Annotated in this window: 27 protein-coding genes; 9 read left to right on the top strand and 18 right to left on the bottom strand. The window is 64.0% G+C overall.

From position 1 onward, the window contains the following. Positions 1 to 191: 191 nt before the first annotated feature. Complete coding sequence (locus tag AZSI13_RS00450; protein ID WP_109039216.1) at positions 192 to 740, top strand: NUDIX hydrolase; 549 nt, start codon at positions 192 to 194, stop codon at positions 738 to 740. 114 nt (positions 741 to 854) lie between these two features. On the opposite strand, the gene AZSI13_RS17425 is transcribed toward AZSI13_RS00450, so the two are convergent. Next, positions 855 to 1,280 carry a TonB family protein gene (locus tag AZSI13_RS17425; RefSeq protein WP_165833256.1) on the bottom strand — a complete coding sequence of 142 codons (426 nt, stop codon included), beginning with the start codon at positions 1,278 to 1,280 and terminating at the stop codon, positions 855 to 857. A 546-nt stretch (positions 1,281 to 1,826) separates the two neighbouring features. Between AZSI13_RS17425 and AZSI13_RS00460 the strand changes: the two genes are divergently transcribed. From AZSI13_RS00460 to AZSI13_RS00470, 3 genes are all read left to right on the top strand, one after another. Next, positions 1,827 to 2,465 carry an HNH endonuclease gene (locus AZSI13_RS00460; protein ID WP_109039218.1) on the top strand — a complete coding sequence of 213 codons (639 nt, stop codon included), beginning with the start codon at positions 1,827 to 1,829 and terminating at the stop codon, positions 2,463 to 2,465. A 100-nt stretch (positions 2,466 to 2,565) separates the two neighbouring features. Continuing rightward, the gene (locus tag AZSI13_RS00465) at positions 2,566 to 3,261 is read left to right on the top strand and encodes a DUF599 domain-containing protein (protein WP_109039219.1); all 696 of its coding nucleotides are present in this window, start codon (positions 2,566 to 2,568) and stop codon (positions 3,259 to 3,261) included. 43 nt (positions 3,262 to 3,304) lie between these two features. Continuing rightward, entirely contained in the window at positions 3,305 to 4,633 is a 1,329-nt protein-coding gene (locus tag AZSI13_RS00470; protein WP_109039220.1) for a ferric reductase-like transmembrane domain-containing protein, read from the top strand. Between the two features lie 397 nt (positions 4,634 to 5,030). On the opposite strand, the gene AZSI13_RS00475 is transcribed toward AZSI13_RS00470, so the two are convergent. The 8 genes from AZSI13_RS00475 to AZSI13_RS00510 all read right to left on the bottom strand — a co-directional run bounded on the left by AZSI13_RS00475 (position 5,031) and on the right by AZSI13_RS00510 (position 12,415). Next, on the bottom strand, positions 5,031 to 7,100 hold the full coding sequence (locus AZSI13_RS00475) for a sodium-translocating pyrophosphatase (protein ID WP_109039221.1): 2,070 nt from the start codon (positions 7,098 to 7,100) through the stop codon (positions 5,031 to 5,033). Between the two features lie 119 nt (positions 7,101 to 7,219). Beyond that, positions 7,220 to 8,488 carry a 6-phosphofructokinase gene (locus AZSI13_RS00480; protein ID WP_109039222.1) on the bottom strand — a complete coding sequence of 423 codons (1,269 nt, stop codon included), beginning with the start codon at positions 8,486 to 8,488 and terminating at the stop codon, positions 7,220 to 7,222. 16 nt (positions 8,489 to 8,504) lie between these two features. Continuing rightward, positions 8,505 to 9,158, bottom strand: coding sequence for an adenylate kinase (adk, locus tag AZSI13_RS00485; RefSeq protein ID WP_109039223.1), 654 nt, complete (start codon positions 9,156 to 9,158; stop codon positions 8,505 to 8,507). Between the two features lie 195 nt (positions 9,159 to 9,353). Further along, positions 9,354 to 10,133, bottom strand: coding sequence for a 3-deoxy-manno-octulosonate cytidylyltransferase (gene kdsB / locus AZSI13_RS00490; protein ID WP_109039224.1), 780 nt, complete (start codon positions 10,131 to 10,133; stop codon positions 9,354 to 9,356). A 20-nt stretch (positions 10,134 to 10,153) separates the two neighbouring features. Beyond that, positions 10,154 to 10,330, bottom strand: a complete 177-nt coding sequence (locus tag AZSI13_RS00495) for a Trm112 family protein (protein ID WP_109039225.1) — start codon at positions 10,328 to 10,330, stop codon at positions 10,154 to 10,156. Further along, a complete protein-coding gene (lpxK, locus tag AZSI13_RS00500; RefSeq protein WP_109039226.1) occupies positions 10,281 to 11,372 on the bottom strand; it encodes a tetraacyldisaccharide 4'-kinase in 1,092 nt (363 codons plus the stop codon). Before lpxK ends, AZSI13_RS00495 begins: the two co-directional genes overlap by 50 nt. Before the next feature lie 4 nt (positions 11,373 to 11,376). Further along, a complete protein-coding gene (locus AZSI13_RS00505; RefSeq protein ID WP_109039227.1) occupies positions 11,377 to 11,796 on the bottom strand; it encodes a biopolymer transporter ExbD in 420 nt (139 codons plus the stop codon). Positions 11,797 to 11,809: 13 nt separating this feature from the next. After that, on the bottom strand, positions 11,810 to 12,415 hold the full coding sequence (locus tag AZSI13_RS00510) for a MotA/TolQ/ExbB proton channel family protein (protein ID WP_109039228.1): 606 nt from the start codon (positions 12,413 to 12,415) through the stop codon (positions 11,810 to 11,812). Positions 12,416 to 12,814: 399 nt separating this feature from the next. Between AZSI13_RS00510 and xseA the strand changes: the two genes are divergently transcribed. The 5 genes from xseA (at position 12,815) to leuE (ending at position 17,611) form a co-directional block, all read left to right on the top strand. Next, positions 12,815 to 14,212 carry an exodeoxyribonuclease VII large subunit gene (gene xseA, locus AZSI13_RS00515; protein WP_109039229.1) on the top strand — a complete coding sequence of 466 codons (1,398 nt, stop codon included), beginning with the start codon at positions 12,815 to 12,817 and terminating at the stop codon, positions 14,210 to 14,212. 112 nt (positions 14,213 to 14,324) lie between these two features. Continuing rightward, the gene (locus tag AZSI13_RS00520) at positions 14,325 to 14,912 is read left to right on the top strand and encodes a superoxide dismutase (protein ID WP_109039230.1); all 588 of its coding nucleotides are present in this window, start codon (positions 14,325 to 14,327) and stop codon (positions 14,910 to 14,912) included. 177 nt (positions 14,913 to 15,089) lie between these two features. Then, a complete protein-coding gene (locus AZSI13_RS00525) occupies positions 15,090 to 15,806 on the top strand; it encodes a 2'-5' RNA ligase family protein (RefSeq protein ID WP_109039231.1) in 717 nt (238 codons plus the stop codon). Positions 15,807 to 15,863: 57 nt separating this feature from the next. Continuing rightward, positions 15,864 to 16,868 carry an ATP-dependent Clp protease ATP-binding subunit ClpX gene (gene clpX, locus AZSI13_RS00530; protein ID WP_109039232.1) on the top strand — a complete coding sequence of 335 codons (1,005 nt, stop codon included), beginning with the start codon at positions 15,864 to 15,866 and terminating at the stop codon, positions 16,866 to 16,868. 89 nt (positions 16,869 to 16,957) lie between these two features. Next, complete coding sequence (gene leuE / locus AZSI13_RS00535) at positions 16,958 to 17,611, top strand: leucine efflux protein LeuE (RefSeq protein ID WP_109039233.1); 654 nt, start codon at positions 16,958 to 16,960, stop codon at positions 17,609 to 17,611. Between the two features lie 227 nt (positions 17,612 to 17,838). On the opposite strand, the gene AZSI13_RS00540 is transcribed toward leuE, so the two are convergent. The 9 genes from AZSI13_RS00540 to fdxH all read right to left on the bottom strand — a co-directional run bounded on the left by AZSI13_RS00540 (position 17,839) and on the right by fdxH (position 25,954). Continuing rightward, positions 17,839 to 18,474, bottom strand: a complete 636-nt coding sequence (locus tag AZSI13_RS00540; RefSeq protein ID WP_109039234.1) for a carbonic anhydrase — start codon at positions 18,472 to 18,474, stop codon at positions 17,839 to 17,841. A gap of 181 nt (positions 18,475 to 18,655) precedes the next feature. Further along, a complete protein-coding gene (locus tag AZSI13_RS00545; RefSeq protein ID WP_109039235.1) occupies positions 18,656 to 19,327 on the bottom strand; it encodes a dihydrodipicolinate reductase C-terminal domain-containing protein in 672 nt (223 codons plus the stop codon). A 234-nt stretch (positions 19,328 to 19,561) separates the two neighbouring features. Further along, positions 19,562 to 19,912, bottom strand: a complete 351-nt coding sequence (locus AZSI13_RS17140) for a hypothetical protein (protein WP_133247239.1) — start codon at positions 19,910 to 19,912, stop codon at positions 19,562 to 19,564. A 73-nt stretch (positions 19,913 to 19,985) separates the two neighbouring features. Next, positions 19,986 to 21,425: an SEFIR domain-containing protein gene (locus tag AZSI13_RS00550; protein WP_109039236.1), complete on the bottom strand. Its 1,440-nt coding sequence runs from the start codon at positions 21,423 to 21,425 to the stop codon at positions 19,986 to 19,988. An 89-nt stretch (positions 21,426 to 21,514) separates the two neighbouring features. Next, positions 21,515 to 22,057 (bottom strand): HEPN domain-containing protein, encoded by a 543-nt coding sequence (locus AZSI13_RS00555; protein ID WP_109039611.1) that lies wholly within the window; start codon positions 22,055 to 22,057, stop codon positions 21,515 to 21,517. A 285-nt stretch (positions 22,058 to 22,342) separates the two neighbouring features. Further along, a complete protein-coding gene (gene moaA / locus AZSI13_RS00560) occupies positions 22,343 to 23,377 on the bottom strand; it encodes a GTP 3',8-cyclase MoaA (RefSeq protein WP_109039237.1) in 1,035 nt (344 codons plus the stop codon). 13 nt (positions 23,378 to 23,390) lie between these two features. Continuing rightward, positions 23,391 to 24,344: a formate dehydrogenase accessory sulfurtransferase FdhD gene (fdhD, locus tag AZSI13_RS00565; RefSeq protein ID WP_109039238.1), complete on the bottom strand. Its 954-nt coding sequence runs from the start codon at positions 24,342 to 24,344 to the stop codon at positions 23,391 to 23,393. 99 nt (positions 24,345 to 24,443) lie between these two features. Then, on the bottom strand, positions 24,444 to 25,064 hold the full coding sequence (locus AZSI13_RS00570; protein WP_109039239.1) for a formate dehydrogenase subunit gamma: 621 nt from the start codon (positions 25,062 to 25,064) through the stop codon (positions 24,444 to 24,446). Continuing rightward, the gene (gene fdxH / locus AZSI13_RS00575; RefSeq protein ID WP_109039240.1) at positions 25,061 to 25,954 is read right to left on the bottom strand and encodes a formate dehydrogenase subunit beta; all 894 of its coding nucleotides are present in this window, start codon (positions 25,952 to 25,954) and stop codon (positions 25,061 to 25,063) included. Before fdxH ends, AZSI13_RS00570 begins: the two co-directional genes overlap by 4 nt. Positions 25,955 to 25,961: the final 7 nt, after the last annotated feature.

The following is a 25,961-nucleotide window of genomic DNA, read 5'->3' on the forward strand; positions in this document are numbered from 1 at the left end:
CGTCTTTATTGCCGCAACCGCCGATTATTCCCAAGTATCATAGTATGGGTTGGAAACAGGCAAAATCTTCCGAAAGGAATAGTATCTTTGCTCCACCGCCGTGGGCGAGGACAAAAGTCGCTAAAATCGGCGCCATTCCTGGAATGCAGCTTTCCTGAGCCACTTCCGCCAAACGACATCCGGATTCCAGCATGAATTTCTGCAGCCAATGTGGCGCCTCCGTGCGCCTGCGCGTTCCCCCGGGGGACAGCCTGCCGCGCCACGTCTGCGACAGCTGCGGCACCATTCATTACCTCAACCCCAAGCTGGTGGTGGGGTGTATTGCCGAATGGGAAGGCCGGCTGCTGTTCTGCCGCCGGGCCATCGAGCCCCGCCACGGTTTCTGGACCCTGCCCGCCGGCTTCATGGAAAACGAAGAAACCACCAGCCAGGCCGCCGCCCGAGAAACCCTGGAAGAAGCCTGTGCCAAGGTGGAGATCGGCCCCCTCTTCGCCCTCGTCAATGTGCCCCACATCAACCAGGTCCACCTGTTCTACCGGGGCCATCTGGTGGATGGCCGGCATGAACCGGGAGAGGAAAGCCTGGAAACAGCACTCCTCACCGAAGCGGAAATCCCCTGGTCAGCCCTGGCCTTCCGCAGCGTCCGCTTCGCTCTGGAGCGTTATCTGGAAGACCGCCGCCAGGGCATTTTCCGACTGCATCAGCTGGATCTGCCTCCGCCGCCGGCCGACTATCTTTAAGGAACAGCGGCACCGACCCGGGTGCCCGCTTGCAGCCACCACCCCACACGCTCCCCCTCCAGCCCCTGGCTCGCCACCTGCTACCGGGATGGCCTGGGATAGCGCCGGATGGCCTTATTCCTCGAGACTGAACTGGATGGGGAAGACCAGACGCCACTCCCGCCCCCGCAGGGCTTCCGGGACCGGCGTCACCGCCAGGGCCTGTCGCACCATTTCCAGCCCCTGGTCATCCAGCAGACCGTAGCCGCTGGAATGCTCCAGGCTGGCCAACGCTGGGCCGCTGCCCAGGCGCACCGCCACTTCCACCGTGCCCTCCCAGGCCCGCTCCCGGGCCAGGCGGGGATAGCGCTTGAAACGACGCGCCTCCAGCGCCAGGGCCAGACGGTATTGGCGCAGGGCATCGCCGCTGGCCCCCTCTCTTGCCGGTAGCGCCGCCGGCACGGCTGAGGCTTCTCCCCCCCCGCCTGCCGCCGTGGCCGCCGCCGGTGCGGTACCGGCGGAAGCGCCCCCATTGGCCATCACCACCCGCCCTCCAGTCATCCGGGGCGCCGGCATTGCTTCATGGGAAGCCCCGGACACCGCCAAGACAGGGGGCGAATCCCTTGTCACCACCGGACCTTGCTGCTCCGGCACAGCAGGGGAGGAAGGCTCCAGCCCCCGCTGCAGCACCGCCCCCGGCCCAGCGCGCAGCGCACGGCCGGGGGCTTCCCCCTTATTGATGCCGACACCCGGGGCCTGCAGTCTCGCCTGCAGGGACCGATTACCCCCAGGGAGCGATGAAAGAACCGCCAACTGCCGCACATCCCCCCACAGCAGCAGCACGCCGTGGCAAGCCAGAGAAGCCAGCAAGGCCCGACGCAGGGTTAAGGGGAAGGCAGGAGAAAGGTCCATGACTGTTGCGGTCGGCCGCCGGGGAGCCCAGGCGCCGTATTCCGGTCAAACGACAAAGGAAGGGGAAGAAAATTGGCAACGGGAAAAGGGCGAGGATACCCGAAAGCCACTCCCCCCCGAGGGACAAGGCCGCGCTTCGAAAGCCAGGCCGGCTTTGTTACCCTGCCTCAAACCGATGATTTTTATGGACTCCCCATGAACGATCCGGTACCGGTACCGCTCCCCCTCGCCGCCTTGTCCGATGTGCCCTGCTTCCTGGCGGATCTGGCAGAGACCCCGCTGATCCTGGTGCTCGACCAGTATGGCCTGCCGCAACGCTGGATTTCCTGGCAGCAGGCCTGCTTCTACTACGCCCGGGAAATGGTGGCCTGGGATGCGGGTGACAATGCCTTCACCCTGCGCGGCGGCCTCTCCCGCCGCAGCGGCCAGCGCTCCCTCATCACCACCAACAGCATCATCGCCCTGCGCGGCCACAGCCCGGGCCACGGCTTCAACCCTCATGTGCCGCCCCTCTCCAACCGGGAACTGTTTCATCGGGATCGCCACCTCTGTGCCTACTGCGGCCGGGAATTCCCGGCCAGCCGCCTGACCCGGGACCACGTCCAGCCCGTCTCCAAGGGGGGCCTGGATGTCTGGACCAACGTCGTCACCGCCTGCCTGCCCTGCAACCAGAAGAAGGGTGCCCGCCTGCCGGAACGGGCCGGCATGGCGCTCCATTACCTGCCTTATGCCCCCAACCGGGCGGAGTTCCTCATTCTCTCCAACCGACGCATTCTGGCCGATCAGATGAGATTTCTCGCCCGCCACCTGCCGGCCCGCAGCCGCCAAGCTTGAGTTTCCGCCTCTTACGGCCCATTGCGACCCTTTGCCGCCTGGGGCCGGCCCAGGCTCTGTGGCAAAATCGCCCCATCGGTAACCTTCTGGCGGATTCCCCATGCCCCACGGCCCCCTGGCCCATCTCACCCTGCTCGACTGGAGTGCCCTTTCCTGGTTCATCTTGTGCTGGGTCGGTTACGTCTTCTTCGCCGAGCGCGGCCCCCACGCCCAGGAAAACCTGGTCGGACAAGGCCATGCCTACCGCCTGCTGTGGGCTCGTCGACTGCTGGAGCGGGAGGTACGCATCACCGACGCCTCCCTCATCGGCAACCTGATGAACAGCGTCTCCTTCTACGCCAACACCACCATCTACATCATCGCCGGCCTTTTCGCCGTGCTCGGCACCCTGGATAAGGTCGTCTCGGTGGCCGCTGACTTTCCCTTCGCCCGGGAAGTCTCCCGGGACCTGCTGGAACTCAAGCTGTTGCTGCTTTTCGGCGTTTTCGTCGTCGCCTATTTCAAATTCACCTGGTCCCTGCGCCAATTCAACCTGCTCTCCATCATGGTGGGCGCCGCACCCACCGGCCGTTGCGACAGCGATAGCGAGATCGAGGCCTACGCCCGCCGCATGGCGGCGGTGAACAGTTTTGCCGGGGACGATTTCAACCGGGGCATCCGGGCCTATTACTTCGGCCTGGCCGCCCTCACCTGGCTGGTCAGCCCTGGGCTCTTCCTGATGGTGACCACAGTGGTGGTGGCCGTGCTCTATCGACGGGACTACAGCTCGGAAACCCTGCTGGCCATGCGCCACTAGCCGACACCGGCGGCATCCGCACCGCCGGCCGGGGAGGACAACCATGAAAAACATTCGCCTGGCCTACGTCGGCCTCTTTGCCGCCCTGACTGCCCTGTGGTGGCTGACCGATCCCCTGGCCCTGAATGGCCGGGGCTTCTTTCCCCTGCGCGGCAGCATGGTGCAGTTCAGCGGCATTCTCGCCATGGGCGCCATGAGCATCGGCATGATCCTGGCGCTGCGCCCGGTGTTTCTCGAGCCCTGGCTGGGCGGTATGGACAAAGCCTACCGCCTGCACAAGTGGCTGGGCATCAGCGCCCTGGTGCTGGCCACTATCCACTGGCTATGGGCCAAGGGGCCAAAATGGGCGGTGGGCTGGGGCTGGCTGGAACGCCCGCCCCGGGGGCCGAGGCTCGAGGAAAGTATCGAGCTCTTCCGTTTTTTCCAGTCCCAGCGCGGTCTGGCCGAAGACATCGGCGAATGGGCCTTTTACGGCGCCGTAGTGCTCATCCTGCTGGCCCTGGCCAAGCGCTTTCCCTATCGTCACTTCCACCTGGCCCATCGCCTGCTGGCGCCAATTTATCTGCTGCTGGCCTTCCATTCGGTGGTACTGCTACGCTTCCGCGACTGGAACGAGGCCCTCGGCCTGGCCCTGGCGCTGCTGGTGGCCGGCGGCTGCATCAGCGCCGGTGTTTCCCTGGCCGGCCGGGTCGGCATTCGGCGGCAGGTGGTGGGGGAAATCGAGGATCTGGCGCTACACCAGGACAACCGGGTGCTGAAGGTGGGCCTGCGCCTGCGGGACCGCTGGCCCGGCCACGGTGCCGGCCAGTTCGCCTTTGTCACCTTCGACCCGCAGGAGGGCGCCCACCCCTTCACCATTTCCTCCGCCTGGCGGGGCGACGGACGCCTGCTGTTCCTCATCAAGGGCCTCGGCGATTACACCTCCCGCCTGCCAGCGCTGCTGCACAAGGGTGACCTGGTGACCATCGAAGGCCCCTACGGCCGCTTCGATTTCGACAGCGGCAAGCCGCGCCAGACCTGGGTTGCCGGCGGTATCGGCATCACCCCCTTCATGGCCCGGATGCAGGCCCTGGCCTTGGCGCCGGACGGCAAGGAGGTGGATCTTTTCTACAGCACCAGCGCGCCGGACGCGGATTTCATCGCCCGGGTCGGCAGCCTGGCGGTAGCCGCCGGGGTGCGCCTGCACGTCGTCGTGGCCAGCCGGGATGGCCGGCTCGATGCAGCCACCCTGTGCGAACGGGTGCCGGATTGGCAGCAAGGGGATTTCTGGTTCTGCGGCCCCAGCGCCTTCGGCCAAACCCTGCGCGACGATCTAGTGGCCCGGGGGCTGTCGCCCCAGGATTTCCACCAGGAACTGTTCGACATGCGCTAGGCCCAGGGGGAGGCGGCCGACGCAAGCTGCTGCCGACCCTGGCGTAGCGCAAGGGCAGCCAGGCTCACCAACCCCTGGCCGCTCAAACACGCCACCCCGGAGCGGCAAGCAGGACGCCATTCTTTGGCATCACCCCCTGGCAATACAGCAGGCAAGCGCCTCTCCAGAGCGGCTACCGCAAGACCCCCGTCCCTATTGCCTTCCAGGCCATTCCAGGTTAGCACCTGAGCCGGTAACCCGCCCGCTCAGTCCGCTCCCCATTGCGCTCATTTCTCCCATTCATTCCCAGCACTGCCCCGGTACAACCAACCGACGATGCGCCGATCAAGGTGCACCACAAAAATCCCCAAAAAAAAAGAGGCGGCCGTAGCCGCCTCCTTCGCCAGAACGAAAAGCCTCAGGCCATCAGCTTCACCACCAGGGGCACAATCAGCAGGGCCACGATGTTGATGATCTTGATGAGGGGGTTCACCGCCGGGCCGGCGGTGTCCTTGTAGGGGTCGCCCACGGTATCGCCGGTAACGGCGGCCTTGTGGGTGTCAGAACCCTTTCCGCCGTAGTGGCCGTCCTCGATGTACTTCTTGGCGTTGTCCCAGGCGCCGCCGCCGGTGGTCATGGAAATGGCGACGAAAAGGCCGGTGACGATGGTGCCCATGAGCACCCCGCCCAGGGCCTTGGGCCCGAGAAAGAGGCCCACCAGCACCGGCACCGCCACGGGCAGGATGGAGGGAATGATCATTTCCTTGATGGCGGACTTGGTCAGCATGTCCACCGCCCGGGAATAATCCGGCTTGGCGGTGCCTTCCATGATGCCCTTGACCTCGCGGAACTGGCGCCGCACCTCCTCCACCACCGAACCGGCAGCCCGACCCACGGCCTCCATGGCCATCGCACCGAACAGGTAGGGAATAAGGCCGCCGATGAAGAGGCCGACGATCACCATGTGGTCGGAAAGGTCGAAGGAAAGCTTGAGGCCTGCCGTCTCCAGGGCGTGGGTGTAGTCGGCAAAGAGCACCAGGGCCGCCAGGCCGGCAGAACCGATGGCGTAGCCCTTGGTCACCGCCTTGGTGGTGTTGCCCACCGCATCCAGGGGATCGGTGACGTTGCGCACCTCCTTCGGCAGCTCGGCCATTTCGGCAATACCGCCGGCGTTATCCGTGATCGGCCCGTAGGCGTCCAGAGCGACGACAATACCGGTCATGGAGAGCATGGAGGTGGCGGCGATGGCGATACCGTAAAGCCCGGCCAGATTGTAGGAAACCAGGATCGCCAGGCACACCGCCAGCACCGGCAGGGCCGTGGACTTCATGGACACCCCGAGGCCGGCGATGATGTTGGTCGCATGGCCGGTCTGGGACGCCGAGGCCACGTGCTTCACCGGCGCATAGTCGGTGCCCGTGTAGTACTCGGTGATCCACACCAGCACGGCGGTCAGCACCAGGCCGACGACGGAGGCACCGAAGACGGCATTGACGCCGATGACCTTGCCATCCGCCAGGGGCACGCCTTCCGGCAGCATCCAGGTGGTGATGGGGTAGAAGGCGATCAGGGCCAACACGCCAGCCACCGCCAGGCCGCGGTAGAGGGCGGCCATGATCTTGCCGCCTTCCGTGGTCTTGACGAAGAAACAGCCGATGATGGAGGCGATGATGGAGACGCCACCCAGGGCCAGGGGATAGACCACCAGGTTGTCGTTGGCCGCCGGCACGCCCTTGAGCATGAGGGCACTCAACACCATGGTGGCCACCACGGTCACGGCGTAGGTCTCGAACAGGTCGGCCGCCATGCCGGCGCAGTCGCCCACGTTGTCGCCCACGTTGTCGGCGATCACGGCAGGGTTGCGCGGGTCATCTTCCGGAATCCCGGCTTCCACCTTGCCCACCAGATCGGCGCCCACGTCAGCGCCCTTGGTGAAGATGCCGCCACCGAGACGGGCGAAAATGGAGATGAGGGAGCCACCGAAGGCCAGACCCACCAGGGGCTCGACGATATGGTGAATTTCCGTGCCGGGCGCAGCGCCCGCCTTGAGGATGGCGTAGTAGCCGGCCACCCCCAGGAGCGCCAGCCCCACCACCAACATGCCGGTGATGGCGCCGCCCTTAAAGGCCACATCCAGAGCCGGCGCGATGCCGCCCCGGGCCGCCTCGGCGGTGCGCACATTGGCCCGCACCGAGACGTTCATGCCAATGAAGCCGGTGGCACCGGAAAGCACGGCACCGATGAGGAAGCCGATGGCCGTATTCCAGGCGAGGAAAATGCCGATGACGACGAAGAGCACCGCACCGACGATGCCGATGGTGGTGTACTGCCGGTTGAGATAGGCGGACGCCCCCTGCTGGATCGCCTTGGCGATCTCCTGCATCCGCTCGTTGCCGGCGGGCAGACTGAGGATCCACTTGCTTGAAATGGCGCCGTAAAGGACCGCCAACACTGCGCACACGAGCGCTAACAACAGACCTGATGACATGAACTCCCTCCCGTAATAGTGGTAAAGCTCAGGCCGTTTGGGCGATTAGCTGTCCTTACGGTCCGGTTTGCTGCATGAAACAAACCTGTCCTGCCGTGCGGGTCGCAGTGTTGGGTCACTTACACCTTGAAATCCCCCAACTGCCGGGGCACGGCCACGTTCTTCAGCTGCACGTAATCGGGCAAGCCGTTCTTATAGGGAGGATAGTCCTCTCCTTCGATCAACGGCGCCAGATAGGCACGGCATTTTTCCGTGATGTGGAAACCGTCGGGGCTGATGAAGTCCGCCGGCATCTTGCGTTCCACGTTGGCCACATCCTTCAGCTCGGCCACGCCCACTTCCCAGCGATAGGGCGCATCGGCCAGACGCTGCACGGTAGGCATGACGGCGTTGCGGCCGGAGACCGCCAGTTCCACCGCCGCCTTGCCCAGGGCATAGGCCTGCTCCGCATCGGTGCGGGAGGCGATGTGGCGGGCGGCCCGCTGCAGGTAATCCGCCAGGGCCCAATGGTACTTGTGGCCCAGCTTGTCCTTGATCAGCTCGGCGATCCACTGTCCGGCCCCCCCTAGCTGGGAATGGCCGAAGGCATCCTTGCCGCCCTGCTCGGAGACGAACTTGCCGTCGGCCGTTTTCAGGCCTTCGGAAACGGCGATGGTGCAATAGTCGTAGCGATCCACGCACTGCTGCACCCGGGCCAGGAAGGCAGCCTCGTCAAAGGGCACTTCGGGAAAGAGCAGGATGTGGGGCGGCTGGCCGGAATCGACCCCGCTGCCGGAAGCCAGGCCGCAGGCGGCGGTGATCCAGCCGGCATGGCGGCCCATGACTTCTAGGACGAAAATCTTGGTGGAAGTGCGGGCCATGGAGGCCACGTCCAGCCCCGCTTCGCGGATGGAGGTGGCGACATACTTGGCCACCGAGCCGAAGCCCGGGCAGCAGTCGGTGAGGGGCAGATCGTTGTCCACCGTCTTGGGCACGCCGACGCAGATCAGCGGGTGGCCCATCTTCTCGGACAGCTGGGAAACCTTCCAGGCGGTATCCATGGAATCGTTGCCGCCGTTGTAGAAGAAGTAGCCGATGTCATGGGCACGGCAGACTTCGATCAGGCGCTCGTACTGGGCCCGATGCTCTTCGATGGACTTGAGCTTGTAGCGGCAGGAGCCGAAGGCGGCTCCCGGGGTCGTGCGCAGCCGGGCGATGTCCTCGACGGACTCCAGGCTGGTGTCGATCAGGTCTTCGGTGAGGGCGCCGACGATGCCGTTGCGCCCGGCGAAGACCTTGCCGATCTTGTCCGAATGGGCCCGCGCCGTCTCGATGACGGCGCAGGCGGAGGCGTTGATCACAGCGGTGGGGCCGCCGGACTGGGCGTAGAAGGCGTTTTTCACCGCCATGGCGATCCGCCTCCTCTTACTTCAGTGCTGCGAATGCGGCGTTCTTGATGTCTTCCACGGAGCCCACACCGGCGATCTTGCGATACTGGGGTGCGTTGGCGTCGCCAGTGGCGGCCCACTTGCCGTAGTAATCCACCAGGGGCTTGGTCTGGGAGTGGTAAACATCCAGGCGCTTCTTGACGGTTTCTTCCTTGTCGTCGTCGCGCTGGATCAGGTCTTCACCGGTCTCGTCGTCCTTGCCGGCCACCTTGGGCGGGTTGAAGGTGACGTGGTAGGTGCGACCGGAGGCCACATGCACGCGACGGCCGCTCATGCGGGAGATGATGTCGCTGTCGGGCACGTCGATTTCCAGCACGAAGTCGATGGCCACGCCGGCAGCCTTCATGGCTTCGGCCTGGGGAATGGTGCGGGGGAAGCCGTCGAACAGGTAGCCAGCCTTGCAGTCGTCCTGTTGCAGGCGATCCTTCACCAGACCGATGATGATGTCGTCGGAAACCAGGCCGCCGGCATCCATCACCTTCTTGGCTTCGATACCCAGGGGGGTACCGGCCTTGACGGCAGCGCGCAGCATGTCGCCGGTGGAAATCTGGGGGATGCCGAATTTTTCGCGGATGAATTGGGCTTGGGTGCCCTTACCGGCGCCGGGAGCGCCGAGGAGAATCAGTCGCATGGAGTCCTCGGAATGTGTGCGATGACGTGAAGTCGATCAGAAGTGCGTTGATTGGAATTATGTTTTTTGTACGGTCTGGCGCTGTTCTGGCCACAGTGCGGAAGCACTGCGTCAACCGGAGTTCTGAAACCCTGCGAACTCCGCTTTCCAAGCCTGTTTCTAGGGAATTTCCGGCCTGTTTTTTAGGAGCGAAAATTACTCGGAAATTCCCTCACGGTCAAACCATTTGCGCATCCGGGCGGCATCTTCCGGCGTGTCCACGCCGGGGGCGGGGAGGCTGTCGGAAATGGCCACGGTGATACGGTAGCCATGCCACAGGGCCCGCAACTGCTCGAGGCACTCGAACTGCTCCAGGGGCGACGGGGCAAGGCCGGAATAGGCCTTGAGAAAGGCGGCGCGATAGGCGTAGAGGCCCACGTGTCGATAGGAGGGCAGTTCCGGCGGCAAGGTTTCGCCGCCCCCTTCCCGGGCAAAGTGGTCCCGGGCGTAGGGAATGGGGGCCCGGGAGAAATACAGGGCGTCCCCGTCGGCCTTGCAGACCAGCTTGACGATGTTGGGATTGAAAAAGTCCGCCGCTTCGGTCAGGCCATGGGCCACGGTGGCGATGTCGGCACCGCTCGTAGCCAGGCGGGAAGCCGTGGCGGCGATCAGCTCCGGCTCAATCAAGGGCTCGTCGCCCTGCACATTCACCACCAGGGTATCGTCACCCCAGCCCCGCAGGGCCACCACTTCGGCCAGACGGTCAGTGCCGGTGGGATGGTCGGCCCGGGTCATCAGCACCTGAAGGCCATGAGCCTTGGCGGCCGCCTCCACCTCCGGGTGATCCGTAGCCACCCAGATTTCCTCGGCGCCGGAGAGGGCCGCCCGCTCGGCCACCCGCACCACCATGGGCTTGCCACCCAGATCCAGCAGGGGTTTGGCCGGCAGGCGGGAAGAGGCGTAACGGGCGGGAATGACGACCTTGAAGCGCAGCATGATGCGGCTCCGTCCGTCGCTCAGGCTTCGTCGGCGCCCAGGGCGCGGGCCTCTTCCTCGAGCATGATGGGAATGTCGTCGCGGATGGGGAAGGCCAGTTTGCAGGGCTTGCAGACCAGTTCCTTCTGCTCCTTGCGGTACTCCAGATTACCCTTGCAAACCGGGCAGACCAGGATGTCCAGCAGCCGTGCGTCCATTGATTTTCTCCAGAACAAAAGCGGATAGGTCGGGGCTGACCTGGGCGGCCACCGGCAGCACCCAGGCTTCACCCCCGTAGATGGCGGCGCATTTTACCCCATCCTTGGCGGTGGTAAGGAGCACGCCGTCCCGGGCAAATTCCAGGTCGGCTGCGGTGTAGGCGTGATGATCGGGGAAAGCCCGTGCCTCCACCTGCAAGCCCAGGTCGGCCAGGGTGCGGAAAAAGCGCTGGGGATGGCCGATGCCGGCCACGGCGTAGAGCTTGCGGCCCTTCAGGGCCTCGACGGAACAGCCTTCCTCCGGCCGTTGCAGCTTGAGGAAGCGGGTCGGCACCAGGGTCATGCGGAACAGCGGCGGGGTTGTCTCGCCGGCCTTGAAGAGCAGTTCCGGAGCCATGCCGTTGCCCACCACCGCGTCCACCTCCGCCAGACGTGCCCGCGGCTCCCGCAGGGGGCCCACCGGCAGCAGGCGGCCGTTGCCCAGGCCGCGCACGTCACAGACGGCGATTTCCACGTCCCGGGCCAGGGGGTAATGCTGCAGCCCGTCGTCGCAGAGGATCACGTCGCATTCGGGGTGGGCCGCCAGCAACGCCCGGGCGGCAGCGGGGCGATCCCGGCCGATCCACACCGGGCAGTTGCTCTCCCGCGCCAGCAGCAAGGGTTCATCCCCCACCCGGGCCGGGTCATCATGGGGCGCCACAGCGCGCACGCCCGCCTCCCGGCTGCCGTAGCCGCGGCTGACGATCCCCGGGGAACGGCCGGCAGCCCGCAACTGGCGGGCGAGGAAAAGGGTCAGGGGGGTCTTGCCGGCACCGCCGACAACGATATTGCCGACCACCACCACCGGCACCGGCAGGCGCTCGGCCCGGCGCAATCCGCGCCGATAAGCCTGGCGGCGCAGGGCCACCAGGCCACGGAACAGCCAGGAAACGGGGGTCAGGAGATTGAACAGCAGGGTATCCGCCCAGGCCGGGGCACCCTCGCCCCGCCGGGGCAGGGCGCTGCGGAACCAGAATTTCTGCAGCCGCTGGCCTGGGCCCATGCCTTTATTTCTGCGGCGCCTGGGTGGCAAAGGAAATGCGGGGATAACCGGCGCTCTGGGCCCCCTGCATCACATCCACCACGCTCTGGTGGGTGGCCTTGGCATCGGCGTTGATGACGATGACCGGGTCCTTCTGGTTGCCGGCGGCGCGGCGCAGGGCCTCGGCGATGGCAGCCACCTCGGCGTTGGCCAGGGGGGACTTGTTCACCAGTACCTGGCCGGTGGCGGTGACGGCCACGTTCACCTCCTGGGGCTGCTCCGGCGTCTGGCTGGCATCGGCGGTGGGCAGGTTGATCTCCAGGCCGGAGAACTTGGCATAGGTGGTGGTGAGCATCAGGAAGATGATGATCACCAGAAGCACGTCGATGAGCGGGATCAGGTTGATCTCCGGCTCCTCCCGGTTGCGGCCGCGGCGAAAATGCATGTCGGCGCTCCGCTCAGCTACGGTCGCCGTGAACCACTTCCACCAGCTTCACCGCCTGCTGCTCCATCTCGATGACGAAGCTATCCACCAGGGCACGGAAATGGCGCCAGAAGATCATGGACGGAATGGCGATGACCAGACCGAAGCCGGTGTTGTAGAGGGCGATGGAAATACCGTGGGCCAGCTGCATCGGGTTGGCGCCGCTGGGGGACTGGGAGCCGAAAATCTCGATCATGCCCACCACGGTGCCAAAGAGGCCCATGAGGGGGGCGATGGAAGCGATGGTGCCGAGGGTGGTGAGGTAGCGTTCCAGGTTATGGGTAACGGCCTGGCCGGCCTCCTCGATGGATTCCTTCATCACTTCGCGGCTGCTCTTGATGTTGCGCAGGCCGGCGGCCAGCACGCGACCCAGGGGCGAACCCTGTTCCAGGGCATTGATGGCGGCCTCGTTGAGGCTGCCCTGGCGCACTTCGCCGATCACCCGGGCCAGCACGCCATCGGGCAGGACCTTGGCGCGACGCAGGGCCACCAGGCGTTCGATGATGAGGGCGAGGGCGATGATGGATGCAAACAACAGGGGCCAGATGGGCCAGCCCGCAGCCTGGATGATGGCGAACACGGAACCTCCGAAGGGTCTTTTTAAGCCCGCAACTTTAGCCTGCCGTTCATGCTTCGGGCAAGTCCCGCCCGGCAGAACCGCACCGCCGGCAGGCCCACCGGCGTTTTCCCAAGAGGGGACTGGGAATCGCGGCGACGGCAGGGGAATTTATCCCGCCTTATCCACAAAAGCTGTGGATAACCCTGTGGATAGCCTGTCATCAAATGCGCTAAACCCGGCTGGGACAAGGCTTTTTCTTACGCTGCCGCAAAAAGGGGCGTACGGATTTAAATCATTAAAAATCATATAGTTATTACTTCACACAAAGAATCAAGGGTTATTTTTCAAGCCCTTTTGCCAATCTGCCCGGAGCCCCCGCCCGGACTGGGGACAGCCGGCCCCTTGGCGTAGAATGGCGCCATGCCTTCCCTGCCTCCCTCCCCCGCTTATCCCTCCCGCACGCCCGACCTCCTGTCACGCAGCAGCCCGGTCGCCCCCCAGCAGGTCATCAGTGTCTCCGAGCTCAATCGGCAGGCCCGGCAGCGTCTCGAAAGCGCCTTTCCCCTGTGCTGGGTGGCGGGGGAAATCTCCAATCTCACCATTGCCGCCTCCGGCCATGCCTATTTCTCCCTCAAGGACCGGCAGGCCCAGGCGCGTTGCGTGATGTTCCGCAACCGCGCCCAGCTGCTCGGCTTCCGCCTGGAAAACGGTCTCCAGGTCGAGGCCCGGGTGCTGGTTTCCCTCTACGAACCCCGGGGCGACTTCCAGCTCAATGTGGAAGCCCTGCGCCGGGCGGGCCAGGGCGATCTCTATGAACGCTTCCTGCGCCTCAAGGCCCAGCTGGAAGCCGAAGGCTTGTTTGCCGCCGAGCGCAAGCGCCCCCTGCCCGCCTTCCCCCGCACCCTGGGCATCGTCACCAGTCCCCAGGCTGCGGCCCTGCGGGACGTGCTGACCACCCTGGCGCGCCGGGCGCCCCAGGTCCGCGTGGTGCTCTACCCCACACTGGTCCAGGGCGAAGAGGCGCCGCGCCAGATCGTTGCCGCCCTGCAAGCCGCTGCGGCCCGCCGGGAAGCCGACGTGCTGCTGGTGGTGCGGGGCGGCGGCAGCATCGAAGACCTGTGGGCCTTCAACGACGAGGGCGTGGCCCGGGCCATCGCCGCCTGCCCCATGCCGGTGGTCAGCGGCGTCGGCCATGAAACCGACTTCACCATCGCCGATTTCGCCGCCGACCTGCGGGCACCCACCCCCACCGCTGCCGCCGAACTGGCCGCGCCGGACCGGGAAGGCCTGCTCAACCATCTGCAACGCCTGGACAACCAGCTCAGCCGCCGCATCCGCCGCCGTCTGGAAGCCGCCCAGCAGCGTCTGGACTGGACCGCCCGCCGTCTCAAGCACCCGGCGGAGCGCCTGGCCCTGCAACGCCAGGGGCTGGAAGCCCTGGGCCAACGCCTGCAACGGGGCCTGGGCCGGCATCTGGAACGGGCCGCGTTCACCCTGGAGCGGGCCGGCCAGCGCCTGCTGCGCCACCGCCCCCGCCCCGCCGCCCAACAGGCACGGCTGGAGGCCCTGGGGCTGCGCCTGGCCGGTGCGCAGCAGCGTCTGCTGCAATCACGCCGGGCTCGCCTGGAGCGGCTGGCCGCCGGCCTCACCCACCTCAACCCCGAAGCCGTGCTGGCCCGGGGCTATGCCATTGCCTTCGACGCCCAGGGCCAGACCGTGCACGACGCCGCCAGCCTGAGCCCCGGGCAGCGGTTGACCCTGCACCTGCACCGGGGCCGTCGCCAGGTCCAGGTCAGCGACGCGGCGCCGGATACCTGAATGTCCTTCACCCGGATTGGGGAACCACCGCCGCGGTGCGTTGTCTCTGGTGCTGCGACTGTCTAGAATTGACGGTTACCCCAACCAACCCGCCTACTAAACGGAGAATAAGATGGAACATCAACTGCCCGCCCTGCCCTACGCCAAGAACGCCCTGGCCCCCCACATTTCCGAAGAAACCTTTGATTACCACTATGGCAAGCATCACCAGGCCTACGTGACCAACCTGAACAACCTGATCAAGGGCACCGAGTACGAAGCCCTGGGCCTGGAAGAAATCTTCAAGAAGGCCCCGGCTGGCGGCATCTACAACAACGCCGCCCAGGTGTGGAACCACACCTTCTTCTGGAGCTCCATGAAGCCCGCCGGCGGCGGCGCTCCCACCGGCGCCCTGGCTGACGCCATCAACAAGAAGTGGGGTTCCTTCGACGAATTCAAGAAGGCCTTCACCGCCTCCGCCGTGGGCAACTTCGGTTCCGGCTGGACCTGGCTTGTGAAAAAGGACGACGGCTCCGTGGACATCGTCAATACCGGCGCCGCCGGCAACCCCCTGAAGACCGGCGAAGGCAAGCCCCTGCTGACCATCGACGTGTGGGAACACGCCTACTACATCGACTACCGCAACGCCCGTCCCAAGTTCGTGGAAACCTTCCTGGCTTCCCTGGCCAACTGGGACTTCGCCGCTCAGAACTTCGCCTGAACATCGGCCTGAGCGCGCGGATCACCTTCCGCACCGGAAAAACGGGACTGGCAACAGTCCCGTTTTTTTATGGCCGTGTCTGAGTAACATTCACATGCCTGGCCAGCCTGAACAGCCTGATCACCGCAGCCCCCGATCTTCCACCCTGATTTTCCGCCCAGCTTTCCGTCCTCGCCGATGTCCTCGCCGATCCTCCCGCCTGAACCCACCGCCGCCCACACCCTGGCCGCCCATCATGGCGATTACCGGGACTGGCACCGGGGCCGCCCGGCCTATGCCCTGTGGGCCATTGATGCCGATACCCCGGCCATCCAGGCCCAGGTGGGGCGGCTCCAGGCCGAACTGGCGCCCCTGTTGCTGCCGGGCTACGTGCGCCAGCCCCACATCACCCTCACCATCTGCGGCTTTCCCTGCGCGGGCAACGCCGTGGTCGACGACGACTTTCCGCGCCGCCAGCTCGACACCCAGCTGGCAGCCCTTGCAGCCCTGCAGTCCCGCCCGTTCACCCTGCACCTGGGCGCTGCCGACACCTTTCTGGCCGCGCCGTATCTGGCCGTGGACGCCCCCCACGCCCAGGTGGCGCGCCTGCGCCAAGCCCTGGCGGCGCACCATGCGGAACCCGGGCACAACCCGGATTATCGGCCCCACCTCACCCTCGGCCTCTACGCCGCGCCCCATCCCCTGGCAGACATTCAGGCGCGCCTCGCCGCCCTGCCGACGCGGCCCCTGACCCTCGAGGTGCGCCACCTCAGCCTGATGCACTACCAGCCCGCCGCCATCGGCGGCCGGCTGACGGAGGCGGCCCGCTTCCACCTCGACGACAGGGGCTTCCGCGAATCCGCGCCGGGCGCCCTGGACCGCCTCTTTGCCGCGTCCGGCCCGGCCCCAGGCTAGCCGCCGTGCCGTGTCGTGGATTACAGTCACGGCACGCCATTTCAACCGGATTCCGCCGTGCTGCCCGAGAACGCCACCCCCAGCGCCATCGTCAAATTCCTCAACCAGTACGTCATCGGCCAGGACGAGGCCAAGCGCACCCTGGCCGTGGCGGTCTATGCCCACTACCGCAAACTGGCCAGCCAGGGCAGCGACGATGTGCGCCTGGACAAGAGCAACGTCCTCATCATCGGCCCCACCGGCACCGGCAAGACCCTGCTCTGCGAAACCCTCTCCCGCTTTCTCGAGGTGCCCTTCGTCACCACCGACGCCACCTCCCTGGCCCAGACCAAGTACGTGGGGGAGGAAATCGAAGCCATTCTCCAGCGCCTGCTTGAAAAAGCCGGTGACGATACGGTCAAGGCCGGCCGGGGCATCGTCTTCATCGACGAGATCGACAAGCTCAAGGCCCGCCCGGGGGAACAAGCCCGGGCCCAGGCCAGCTCCGGCGAGAGCGTGCAGCACGCCCTGCTGAAGATCATGGAAGGCTATCCGGTGCGCCTGCCCAACGGGCGCCACATCGACACCTCGGGCATCCTCTTCATCTGCGGCGGCGCCTTCGTCGGCCTGGAGCAGATCATGGAGAAGAGCCACAGCTTCGGCTATATCGGCACCGGCGAGGACGACAACCAGAACATCCTGGACCGCCTCAACAGCCGGGTGAAGCCCACCGACCTTTTCGAGTTCGGCCTGATTCCCGAATTCACCGGCCGCCTGCCGGTGGTGGCCCGCTTCCAGGACCTTTCCAAGGCCATGCTGGTGCGGGTCATGACCGAGCCGAAGAATTCCCTCTACCACCAGTTCCGCCAGCTGCTGAAAAGCGAGGGCGTGGAGCTGCAAATCGACACCGCCGTTTTCCAGCAGATCGCCGAAATCGCCTTCGAGTACAAGACCGGCGCCCGCAGCCTGCGGGGCATTTTCGAGGAATTGCTGACGCCGGTGCTGTTCACCGTGCCGGACCACAAGGAAGTGAAGAAGGTGGTCATCAAGTCCCTCTTCGAAGACCCCACCTACTTCAAGTAAGGCCGCGGCGGGCCTTGCCAGCGCCCCACCGACACCGCCGCGCCGCCCCAGACCCCATTGACGCCTCAACCACGCTCCACCGGAATCCCATGACCTACGGCATCACCGACCTGGCCACCTTCATCCTCGGCACCATCGTCATCGTGCTGCTGCCCGGCCCCAATTCCATGTATGTCACCCTGGTGGCCTCCCGCTGGGGCGTGGCCGCCGGTTACCGGGGCGCCTGCGGCATTTTCCTCGGCGACCTGATCCTGATGGTGCTCTCTGCCTCGGGCGTGGCCTCCCTGCTGCGCACCATGCCGGCCCTGTTCATGGCCCTCAAATACGCCGGCGCCGCCTATCTGGTGTGGCTGGGCATCGGCCTCCTGCGCGCCGCCGTGGCGCGCTGGCGCTGCCGGGATGAAAGCACGAGCACCGCGCCCCTGGCCCCGGCCGATGCTTCCCGCCCCTTCCGCACCGCCCTCTTCATCAGCCTAATGAATCCCAAGGCGATCCTATTCTTCATCTCCTTCTTCATCCAGTTCGTTTCCCCGGATTACCCCCACCCGGGGCTGTCCTTCCTCATTCTCGGCCTCATCGTCCAGGCCTGCAGCGCCTTCTACCTTTCAGCCCTGATCTTCGGCGGCAGCTATCTGGCCGATGCCTTCCGGCGCCGCCGCCGGCTCTCGGCCACCGCCACGGGCAGCGTCGGCGGCCTGTTCATCGGCTTCGGCCTGAAGCTCGCCGGCGCCAGCCTGCGCTGAGATTTTTCACCGGATTCGCCACCCAAGGTTGCCCGCAGAGGCAATAGGGACGCCATTCTTCGTCGCGCCATGGCGGAGAGGCAAGCAGGACGCGGGGTTTCAGGCAGGCCCGCGTCCCGCTTGCCGTTCCAGGCACTTTTCAAGGGTGGAAATGAAAACGGCGCCCCAGGCGCCGTTTTCATTTTCTCTGCCGGCGACAACACACCGGCCATCGAGCAGCTCCCGAATCAGGAGGCCCGCACCTCTGGATTGGCCGCCAGGGGCACGAAGGCCATGGTTTTGCCGTCCAGGGCGTCGATGGCGCCCTGCTCAATGTCGTACACCCAGCCGTGGAGGTTCAGCTTGCGCTGGGACAGCGCCAGGGCCACAGAAGGATGGGTCTTGATGTTGGCCAGCTGGGCGATGACGTTCTCCCGCACCAGAGCATCGGCCTTGGCCTGGGGAGAATCGAATTCCTGGGAGGCGATGATGGCCTTGGCCGCGTCGGAATAGCGCAGCCAGTGGGCGACGGCGGGCAGATGGTCAAGGCACTGGCAGCTGGAAATGGCGGCCATGGCGCCGCAGTTGGAATGGCCGCAGATGACGATGTCGCTCACCTTGAGCACCGACACCGCGTATTCCACCGTGGCCGACACACCGCCGGGCTCCGGCCCGTAGGAGGGCACGATGTTGCCGGCGTTGCGGATGACGAAGAGGTCCCCCGGCTCCTGCTGGGTCAGCAGCTCAGGCACCACCCGGCTGTCGGAACAGGTGACGAACAGCACCTTGGGGCTCTGCCCCCCCGCCAGGCTCTTGAACAGATCGGAGCGGGAAGGAAAGACGTCGGTCTGGAACTTGAGAAAACCTTCGATGATTTTTTGCATAGTGCATCCCTCACATCATGATCAGGCGATGTTGTTTTGCTGCCCGGGCCCCGACCGCCTGAATCGGGAGCCGCCATGGCCAGCCGCGCTACTTGCCTGAGGAGGCAGGCCAGCTGAACCGCTAACCGAAACTCGGCGCCCCTCCTGGACCGCCGACCTCCGCAAAAGTTCGCCGCCGCCCCTAGAGCCAGCCAGCCTGCACCAGTTCCATCACCGGATACAGGCGGTTTTCCAGGGCATGGCCCGCCACCGCCTCGACAATCCGCGACACACCCGCCGCGTAGGGCGTGTCGCCCTGCACCCGGGTTTCCAGCTGCACCTGGCACACCCCGTCGTCGATGCGGATGCGGTGAAAGGCATGGCGCGGCAAATCCGCCGTGGCAATCCCCAGTTCCCCCTGTTGCACCAGAGGGTCCCGCACCGAGCGGATGGCCCCGGGCGCCAGCCCCAGGGATGCCGCCATCGCCACCGCAGTCCCCGGCACCGAGCTTTTGCTCGCCTGGTGGGATTCCAGCAACTCCACCTGATAACCGCGGAAAAGATGGCCGCTGGCCTCCAGCATGGCCATGAACTTGAGCATCAGGATATTGGTGTTGGGGCACAGCACCACCGGGAACTCCGGCGCCTCCCGCTCCAGGGCAGAGCCAGTGGAAAGCTCAATCAGGGGCGACGCCGTGGCCCGGCAAAAATCCGCCACCGCCTCCAACTCCCGCCCCGAACCAGCATGGACGACGATGGCCCGTTCGCCCTCGGCCTGCCGGCCCCAGGGCACAACCTGAAAGGGATGGCCCAACTGGTGGGAAGCAAGGAGCTCACTGGCGAGCTTGCCGGTACCGACGATGACGACTTGCATGGGAAGGTGGAGGGAAGAGAGAACCGGGAGTATAGCGAAGCTCCGGCGTGCTGCCCCGGCTACGGGTCTGGGGGATTATCGCTGGCCGTTAAGCAAAACAACTGTTAGATGACAGGTTTTTCCCACGACACTTAACGTCTGATTTCAGGGGCACCCCGCCAATAGGCGGAGCGTCCCCTGCAACGATGGGTAGCCGTGCGTCGCAAACACATGAGCAATAACGACGACTCATTTCTACAGGGTGTCAACTTGGGTAATCCTGTATGTATCTGCCTTGGAGCCAGTTCCAACCGTGAAATAGCTGCCGATGCGAATATCTCGTTCGATGATATTTGTAACTTCTGGCGGATATTCGCTGTTTGTGCCGTAGTCAAATATCCATTCGGCACTTCCTTTGGCCGCCGGGCGAAGAATAAATGGCCATCGCTTTATTGAGCCAGCTTCATGGTTGGTACAAATGCCGAAGCAATGTTGTTGTTTGACCCGTTCGCCTTCTATTACGGCATCGAAGACAAATTTCCATTTTTCATCAGCTGGGACATTGGAATCGCCAGCGTAGTCAGCGGTAATTCGAGCAGCAGGCATGACTATCTCCAGAACGGCTAACGTGGCGTTGAGGCGCCTGCGCGGCTTTTCGCGTAGACGCCTCAACGCTGGGTTATACCTTTGTGCCAAGTTGGTCAAAGCCGACCAATGTCAATGGACTAAATGATTCAAACTGCCATCGAGGGAGATTCATTCTATCGGAAGCGTGCTCAGTGAGCTTTTCCTTAAGTAGGTCGAGATTTTGAACACCCAAGAGCGGCAAGATGCGTGATAGATAGCTCTTCGACGTAGACCTCGCGAACAGTTCAAATGGCCCGTAGTACCGGGTCGCGTAAAGCAGCGTCTCTGGCCACCATCTGTCGTAGCTATCTGTGTGCGTTAAGTCGGCACGAAGAAAGCAAATGAAATCCGATTGCATAACATGCCGAAACTGCACACCAGAAGTCTTTGATCGTTGTTCAAGTAGGTCAGCCCTTATCGAAAGGCGATTGCTTTTGAGTCGTTGGTTTCGAATCTCCAAGGACTTCATGTATTCGCGGAAGGCTGTATAGCTAACCGTCGGATTCTTGCCGTAATCAGAGTTGCCTGGAACATAGTACGACTGCGACAACAGGTATGTAGCAGATTCAATATGCTCACTACGCAGGAGAACTGCAATGGTATAGAGAAACAACTCATGGACAATGAATTTGAAGTTGTCGAAATCTGTCTCGCTCCACTGATTGACATGCGGTGGCCGTGAAAGGTACGGCAAGATGGATTCAAAGAACCTATGAACACGCGGCACATACGCTTGCGGGTCTGTGTACTGTGCAAGTGCAGTAACGATCTGAATCAGTTCGTTGCGAGAAGGAGTGAAGTCCTCAATTGACTTCACTATTCGATCATCCATTTCGCTTTCATCGGGGGAAATGCGAAATCGTTCGAGGTGTTCTGAGAAGAGAGAAAGGTACTCGTCTAGGGCGCCGCGTATGTAGCCTTTGTCGGCCTTTACACCCTCAATAACTCTTTTAGCGAGAGCGCTGGTTCCCAACGCTGGCGCATCTGGTTCGATGATGAACGACGGTGGTTTCCCTATTTCTGGCTTCAGGTATAACGGCTTGTCGAAAATCCAGCGCAGGAGCTTTTCGAAGTTCTCTGCATAACGATCACTTTCGCTAAGGTCAACGTAGATACGTGATTTGTAGTAGGTGGGCAAGTAGGGCTTGCCTGCATCGTTCTTTTCTGCAATGACTGCGACGAACTTATCCTGCGACTGCTTCGCGTAGACCTCCGCAGAAATAATCTGGGTTTCAGTTCCGACGCCGCCGGCTCTGCCATCGGCCTTGCTTGCGTAGACTTGATCACATACGAGGATGACTTTCGAGATTGATGGGTCAGTGACCATCATTTCCATGAACGCGATGGAATCGTGGCCTTCGCGCAAATCCCACTTATCTAGGACGACGTCTACGCCACTGTTTACTAGCTCCGTCGCTAGATCAATGACCCACTGCTCGTGTTCAGACGTTGACCAGCTATAAGAAATAAATAACCGAGGTGGCGAATTCATACGGGGCGTGCCTCAAAGGTATAGCGTAGAGCTAACCGGCGCTGCGCGGCTTTATCGCGTAGCGTCCAGCGACCGAAGGATGCGCCAAGTTAGAGATTGGCGTCGACATAGGTGTCAGTGGCTTTTACGAGCTCTTTGACGAAGCGAATTACTTTTTCGAGTTCGTCTCGCTTGATTAGATGCGCGACAGGAGCGCCGTTGTTTATGGGCTTAGATCGGTGAACGGCATCCCCCCGCTTACCGATCCAGCTGTTCAAAGTACTCTTCGCTTTTTCTGGCTCAAAGTTGGCCCATGTCCATCCTTCAGTGACATCAAGGCCAAGGTACTCTTGAAATATGCGTTTTGTTTTATCCGAACTGGGGTTATGGAATTGCTTCAGATCGGTGTGCAATTTTTTCAGGACAAAATCGCCGACGTAACTCCCTGCGACCACACCAAGTTTCTTGTTCATTTCTTCCAGAAGCCGATCCTCAACGTACGTTTCCCAGGCGGTTAAGGCCATGACAAGCCCTGCCCGCTTTAGTACTTCGGCGTTTGCGGGTGGAGGGTTGGTATTAATCTCGTCGAAGTGCGCGAGAAGTTCCTCAGCGTCTTTGATGCCGTACTCAAAACTTTGGTATGCGCGGGACATGTAAATCTCTAACGTGAAGTGGATGGCATATATGCCGTATAAGCAGAAAAAGACGGCGGCCTGGGAGACTTCCCAATAGCGGCCTCCGCTAGATTGTCGGCAGTATTTTCGGGGATAGACGGCAGTCATACGCGGCCCGGTTCAATGTCGCATTGATTCTGCCAGTCGGCCAGCCAAATGTCATGCACTCGGAATTTTTGCGAACGGCTGCATTGGCGCAATTTCCCTTACGCCCACTTATGGCCGCTACCAGCCATCAATCGCAGAATTACCTAGTGGAAGTCTTCAGCCGCCCGTACTCGACATGAAGCGCAGAATCTTCGGCTGGGCCATGGCGGCGGTGAAGTCGTGGGCTTGGGCTTTGAGGCCCATGCCGGTGGCGATGGCGGCGCCGAGGGGGGCGTCGTCTTGGGGATGGGCGCGCAGGAGGGGCAGGAGGGGGATGGCGCCGTCGTCGCCCAGGCAGGGGTAGAGGGTGCCCTGGGCGCTGATGCGCACCCGGTTGCAGGTGTCGCAGAAGTTGTGGGAATGGGGGGAGATGAAGCCGACCCGGCTGTCGCTGCCGCCGACCCGCCAGTAGCGGGCGGGGCCGCCGCTGTTCTCCAGGGTGGGGATCAGTTCAAAACGCTCAGCCAGACGGGCCCGGGCGGCATCGCTGGAGAGGTAGGTCTGGCGCCGGTCTTGGCCGGTGTCGCCGAGGGGCATTTCCTCGATCAGGGCCAGGTCGATGTTGCGGGCCACGGCGTAGGCCAGCAGGGCTTCCAGTTCGTCGTCGTTCACGCCCTGCTGCATCACGGCATTGAGGCGGATGCGGGAGAAGCCGGCGGCGATGGCGGCCTCCACACCTTCCAGCACCTTGGCGAGGTCGCCGATGCGGGTGATGGCGCGGAAGCGCTCGGGGCGCAGGGTATCCAGGCTGATGTTGAGGCGGCTGACGCCGGCCCGGCGCAGATCGTCGGCATGGCGGGCGAGTTGGGAGCCGTTGGTGGTCAGCACCAGTTCCTTCAAGCCATGCAGCTGGCCAATCTCTTGCAGCAGCCAGAGGACGTTGCGCCGTACCAGGGGTTCGCCGCCGGTGAGGCGCACCTTGGTGACGCCGAGGGAAACGAAGACCCGCACCAGGCGCAGGGCTTCTTCCAGGCTCAAGACGGCGCTGTGGGGCAGGAACTGCATTTCTTCCGCCATGCAGTAGGTGCAGCGGAAGTCGCAGCGGTCGGTGATGGAGAGGCGCAGGTAGGTGATGCGCCGGCCAAAGCGATCCACCAGGCCACCAGGGGGCTGGTGCAGCGGGGCGCCAGGGGGCGCCTGCTCTGAAGTCATTGCCGGGCGGGCCTCACATCAGGGTGCGGCCACCGGAGCGCGGCGGCAGGGGCTCCTGGCCGGCACTGCCCTGGGATTGGCCCAGGGGGCGGGTGGCAGCCACGCCTTCGGCGGCCAGATATTCCGGGTGGCTGTAGATGACCAGGCGATTGCCCCGGGCGAAACCGGCCAGGGTGATGCCGCTCTCCTCCGCCATGCGCACGGCGAGGCCGGTGGGAGCGGAGATGGCGACCAGGCAGCCGATGCCGGCGGCGGCGCATTTCTGCACCATCTCGTAGCTGGCCCGGCTGGAGGTGAGGACGAAGCCGGAGGCCGGGTCGATGCGGCGCTTGGCCATCCAGCCCACCAGTTTGTCCAGGGCATTGTGGCGGCCCACGTCTTCCCGCAGGGTGTGGATGTGGCCCAGGCCATCAACCCAGGCGGCGCCATGGACGGCGCCGGTGATGCGGTGCAGCTGTTGCCAGTCCGGCAACTGTTCCAGCGCCCGGGAGACGGCGCCCACGGGCAGCAGCAGGCCCCGCTGAATGGCCTTGTAGGGCCGGGCCACGGCATCCAGGCTTTCCACACCGCAAAGGCCGCAGCCGGTGCGGCCGGCCAGGTTGCGGCGGCGCTCTTTCAAGGCGACGAAGCGGCGGGAAGCCACTTCCAGATGTACTTCCAGGCCCTGACAGCCGGCCACCACCTCGACGCCGTACAGCTCGGACGGCGATTCCAGAATGCCTTCGGTGAGGGCGAAGCCCAGGGCCATGTCTTCCAGGTTGTCCGGCGTGGCCAGCATCACCGCGTGGGAGATGCCGTTGAAGACCAGGGCCACGGGCACCTCTTCCACCACGTGGTCGTCGCAAGTCTCGGCCTCGCCGCCGTTGAGGCGCAGCACCGTGGTGCGGCAGACGGTGGCGTGTTCCGGGCCTTCCAGCTCGTCGTCGCGCTGGGTGCCGATGAGGAGATGCAGGGATTCGCTGGCCATGGTCGTGTGTCCTGTACTGCAAAGATGAGGCTGCAAGGGCCGGGGGCAGCAAGCGCCGCCCCCGGCCAGTACGTCAGGGAATCAGAGACTCGGGGAGGCTCAGGATTCCTTGCCGGTCATTTCCCGGAACCACTTGGGATGGTGCTTCTTCGCCCAGGCGTGGGTGACCACCCCTTCCACCATGGCGCGGATGGTGCCTTGCACCCAGAGGGCGGCATAGACGTGCACGATGATGCTGGCGATCAGCACCACGGCACTGGCGGCATGCACCAGCAGGGCCATCCGGATCAGGGGAATGGGGAAGTAGAGGGCGAAATAGGGACGCCAGGCGATGACGCCGGAGATGAGCAGCAGGGCCATGCAGCCCACCATCACCCAGAACATGCCCTTCTGGCCGCCGTTGTAGCGGCCGATGTCGCCCACTTCGTTGCCCTTCATCACCTCCTTCACCGACTTCATCCACTTCACGTCCTCGCTGGTGACGAGGTTGTGATGCCAGTAGCGGAAGAATTGGCGGGCGAAGGCGATGAACATCACGACCCCGACGAAGGGGTGCACGATGCGGGCCAGCTGGGGCGTGCCAAACACGCCGGTGAGCCAGAAGAAGGCCGGGTAGAAGAAGGCCAGGCCGGAGATGGCCAGCAGGATGAAGCACACCGCCACCACCCAGTGGTTGATGCGCTCGGCGGCGTTGTAACGCTGGATCAGTTGCTCTTTCATTTGGTCACCTCTTCTTCAGCCTCGTGTTCATCCTCGGCCCGGTTGGGGCCCACGGTGATGTAGTGGAAGAAGCCGAACAGGCCGGCGGCGGCGATGCCCAGGGTGGCCACCGGCTTCAGCAGGCCCTTCCACAGGCTGACCGTGGTGCTGATGGCCGGGTCCTTGGGCAGGTTGCTGTACAGCTCGGGCTTGTCGGCGTGGTGCAGCACGTACATCACGTGGGTGCCGCCCACCCCTTCCGGGTCGTAGAGGCCGGCCTGGTCATAGCCCCGGGACTTGAGATCAGTGATGCGCTTTTCCGCCACTTCCTTCATGTCTTCCTTGGAGCCGAACTGGATGGCGCCGGTGGGGCAGGTCTTGACGCAGGCCGGCTCCTGGCCCACGGCCACCCGGTCGGAACACAGGTTGCACTTGTAGGCCTTGTTGTCGTCCTTGCTGATACGGGGGACGTTGAAGGGGCAGCCGGAAACGCAGTAGCCGCAGCCGATGCAGTTTTCCTGGTGGAAATCGACGATGCCGTTCTTGTACTGGATGATGGCGCCGGGGGAGGGGCAAGCCTTGAGGCAGCCCGGGTCGGCGCAGTGCATGCAGCCGTCCTTGCGGATCAGCCATTCCAGCTTGCCGCCGCTGACGTCGGGCTGTTCCACCTCGTTGAAGCGCATCACCGTCCAGGCCTGGGCGGAAAGGTCGGTGGGGTTGTCGTAGACGCCGACGCAGCTGCCCACCTCGTCACGCAGCTCGTTCCATTCGGAACAGGCCACCTGGCAGGCCTTGCAGCCGATGCAGACGGAAACGTCGATGAGTTTGGCCACTTCCAGGGGATTGCGGGCCTGGGGGGCCGCCGTCGGGCTGGCCGAGCGGCGCAGGATGTCGAGAGATTGCAGAGCCATGTGTTCT

Origin of the sequence: Azospira sp. I13 (genome assembly GCF_003112695.1) — a bacterium.
GTDB lineage: Bacteria > Pseudomonadota > Gammaproteobacteria > Burkholderiales > Rhodocyclaceae > Azospira.

Excerpts from the sequence above, each read along its gene's own strand:
- AZSI13_RS17140 (WP_133247239.1), bottom strand. The coding sequence starts at position 19,912 with ATGCCTGCTGCTCGAATTACCGCTGACTACGCTGGCGATTCCAATGTC.
- AZSI13_RS00520 (WP_109039230.1), top strand. The coding sequence starts at position 14,325 with ATGGAACATCAACTGCCCGCCCTGCCCTACGCCAAGAACGCCCTGGCC.
- AZSI13_RS17425 (WP_165833256.1), bottom strand. The coding sequence starts at position 1,280 with ATGACTGGAGGGCGGGTGGTGATGGCCAATGGGGGCGCTTCCGCCGGT.
- AZSI13_RS00540 (WP_109039234.1), bottom strand. The coding sequence starts at position 18,474 with ATGCAAAAAATCATCGAAGGTTTTCTCAAGTTCCAGACCGACGTCTTT.
- fdxH (WP_109039240.1), bottom strand. The coding sequence starts at position 25,954 with ATGGCTCTGCAATCTCTCGACATCCTGCGCCGCTCGGCCAGCCCGACG.
- AZSI13_RS00495 (WP_109039225.1), bottom strand. The coding sequence starts at position 10,330 with ATGGACGCACGGCTGCTGGACATCCTGGTCTGCCCGGTTTGCAAGGGT.
- fdhD (WP_109039238.1), bottom strand. The coding sequence starts at position 24,344 with ATGGCCAGCGAATCCCTGCATCTCCTCATCGGCACCCAGCGCGACGAC.
- AZSI13_RS00470 (WP_109039220.1), top strand. The coding sequence starts at position 3,305 with ATGAAAAACATTCGCCTGGCCTACGTCGGCCTCTTTGCCGCCCTGACT.
- AZSI13_RS00550 (WP_109039236.1), bottom strand. The coding sequence starts at position 21,425 with ATGAATTCGCCACCTCGGTTATTTATTTCTTATAGCTGGTCAACGTCT.
- AZSI13_RS00525 (WP_109039231.1), top strand. The coding sequence starts at position 15,090 with ATGTCCTCGCCGATCCTCCCGCCTGAACCCACCGCCGCCCACACCCTG.
- AZSI13_RS00545 (WP_109039235.1), bottom strand. The coding sequence starts at position 19,327 with ATGCAAGTCGTCATCGTCGGTACCGGCAAGCTCGCCAGTGAGCTCCTT.
- lpxK (WP_109039226.1), bottom strand. The coding sequence starts at position 11,372 with ATGGGCCCAGGCCAGCGGCTGCAGAAATTCTGGTTCCGCAGCGCCCTG.
- AZSI13_RS00570 (WP_109039239.1), bottom strand. The coding sequence starts at position 25,064 with ATGAAAGAGCAACTGATCCAGCGTTACAACGCCGCCGAGCGCATCAAC.
- kdsB (WP_109039224.1), bottom strand. The coding sequence starts at position 10,133 with ATGCTGCGCTTCAAGGTCGTCATTCCCGCCCGTTACGCCTCTTCCCGC.
- leuE (WP_109039233.1), top strand. The coding sequence starts at position 16,958 with ATGACCTACGGCATCACCGACCTGGCCACCTTCATCCTCGGCACCATC.
- AZSI13_RS00465 (WP_109039219.1), top strand. The coding sequence starts at position 2,566 with ATGCCCCACGGCCCCCTGGCCCATCTCACCCTGCTCGACTGGAGTGCC.
- AZSI13_RS00505 (WP_109039227.1), bottom strand. The coding sequence starts at position 11,796 with ATGCATTTTCGCCGCGGCCGCAACCGGGAGGAGCCGGAGATCAACCTG.
- adk (WP_109039223.1), bottom strand. The coding sequence starts at position 9,158 with ATGCGACTGATTCTCCTCGGCGCTCCCGGCGCCGGTAAGGGCACCCAA.
- AZSI13_RS00480 (WP_109039222.1), bottom strand. The coding sequence starts at position 8,488 with ATGGCGGTGAAAAACGCCTTCTACGCCCAGTCCGGCGGCCCCACCGCT.
- AZSI13_RS00475 (WP_109039221.1), bottom strand. The coding sequence starts at position 7,100 with ATGTCATCAGGTCTGTTGTTAGCGCTCGTGTGCGCAGTGTTGGCGGTC.
- xseA (WP_109039229.1), top strand. The coding sequence starts at position 12,815 with ATGCCTTCCCTGCCTCCCTCCCCCGCTTATCCCTCCCGCACGCCCGAC.
- AZSI13_RS00460 (WP_109039218.1), top strand. The coding sequence starts at position 1,827 with ATGAACGATCCGGTACCGGTACCGCTCCCCCTCGCCGCCTTGTCCGAT.
- moaA (WP_109039237.1), bottom strand. The coding sequence starts at position 23,377 with ATGACTTCAGAGCAGGCGCCCCCTGGCGCCCCGCTGCACCAGCCCCCT.
- AZSI13_RS00555 (WP_109039611.1), bottom strand. The coding sequence starts at position 22,057 with ATGTCCCGCGCATACCAAAGTTTTGAGTACGGCATCAAAGACGCTGAG.
- AZSI13_RS00450 (WP_109039216.1), top strand. The coding sequence starts at position 192 with ATGAATTTCTGCAGCCAATGTGGCGCCTCCGTGCGCCTGCGCGTTCCC.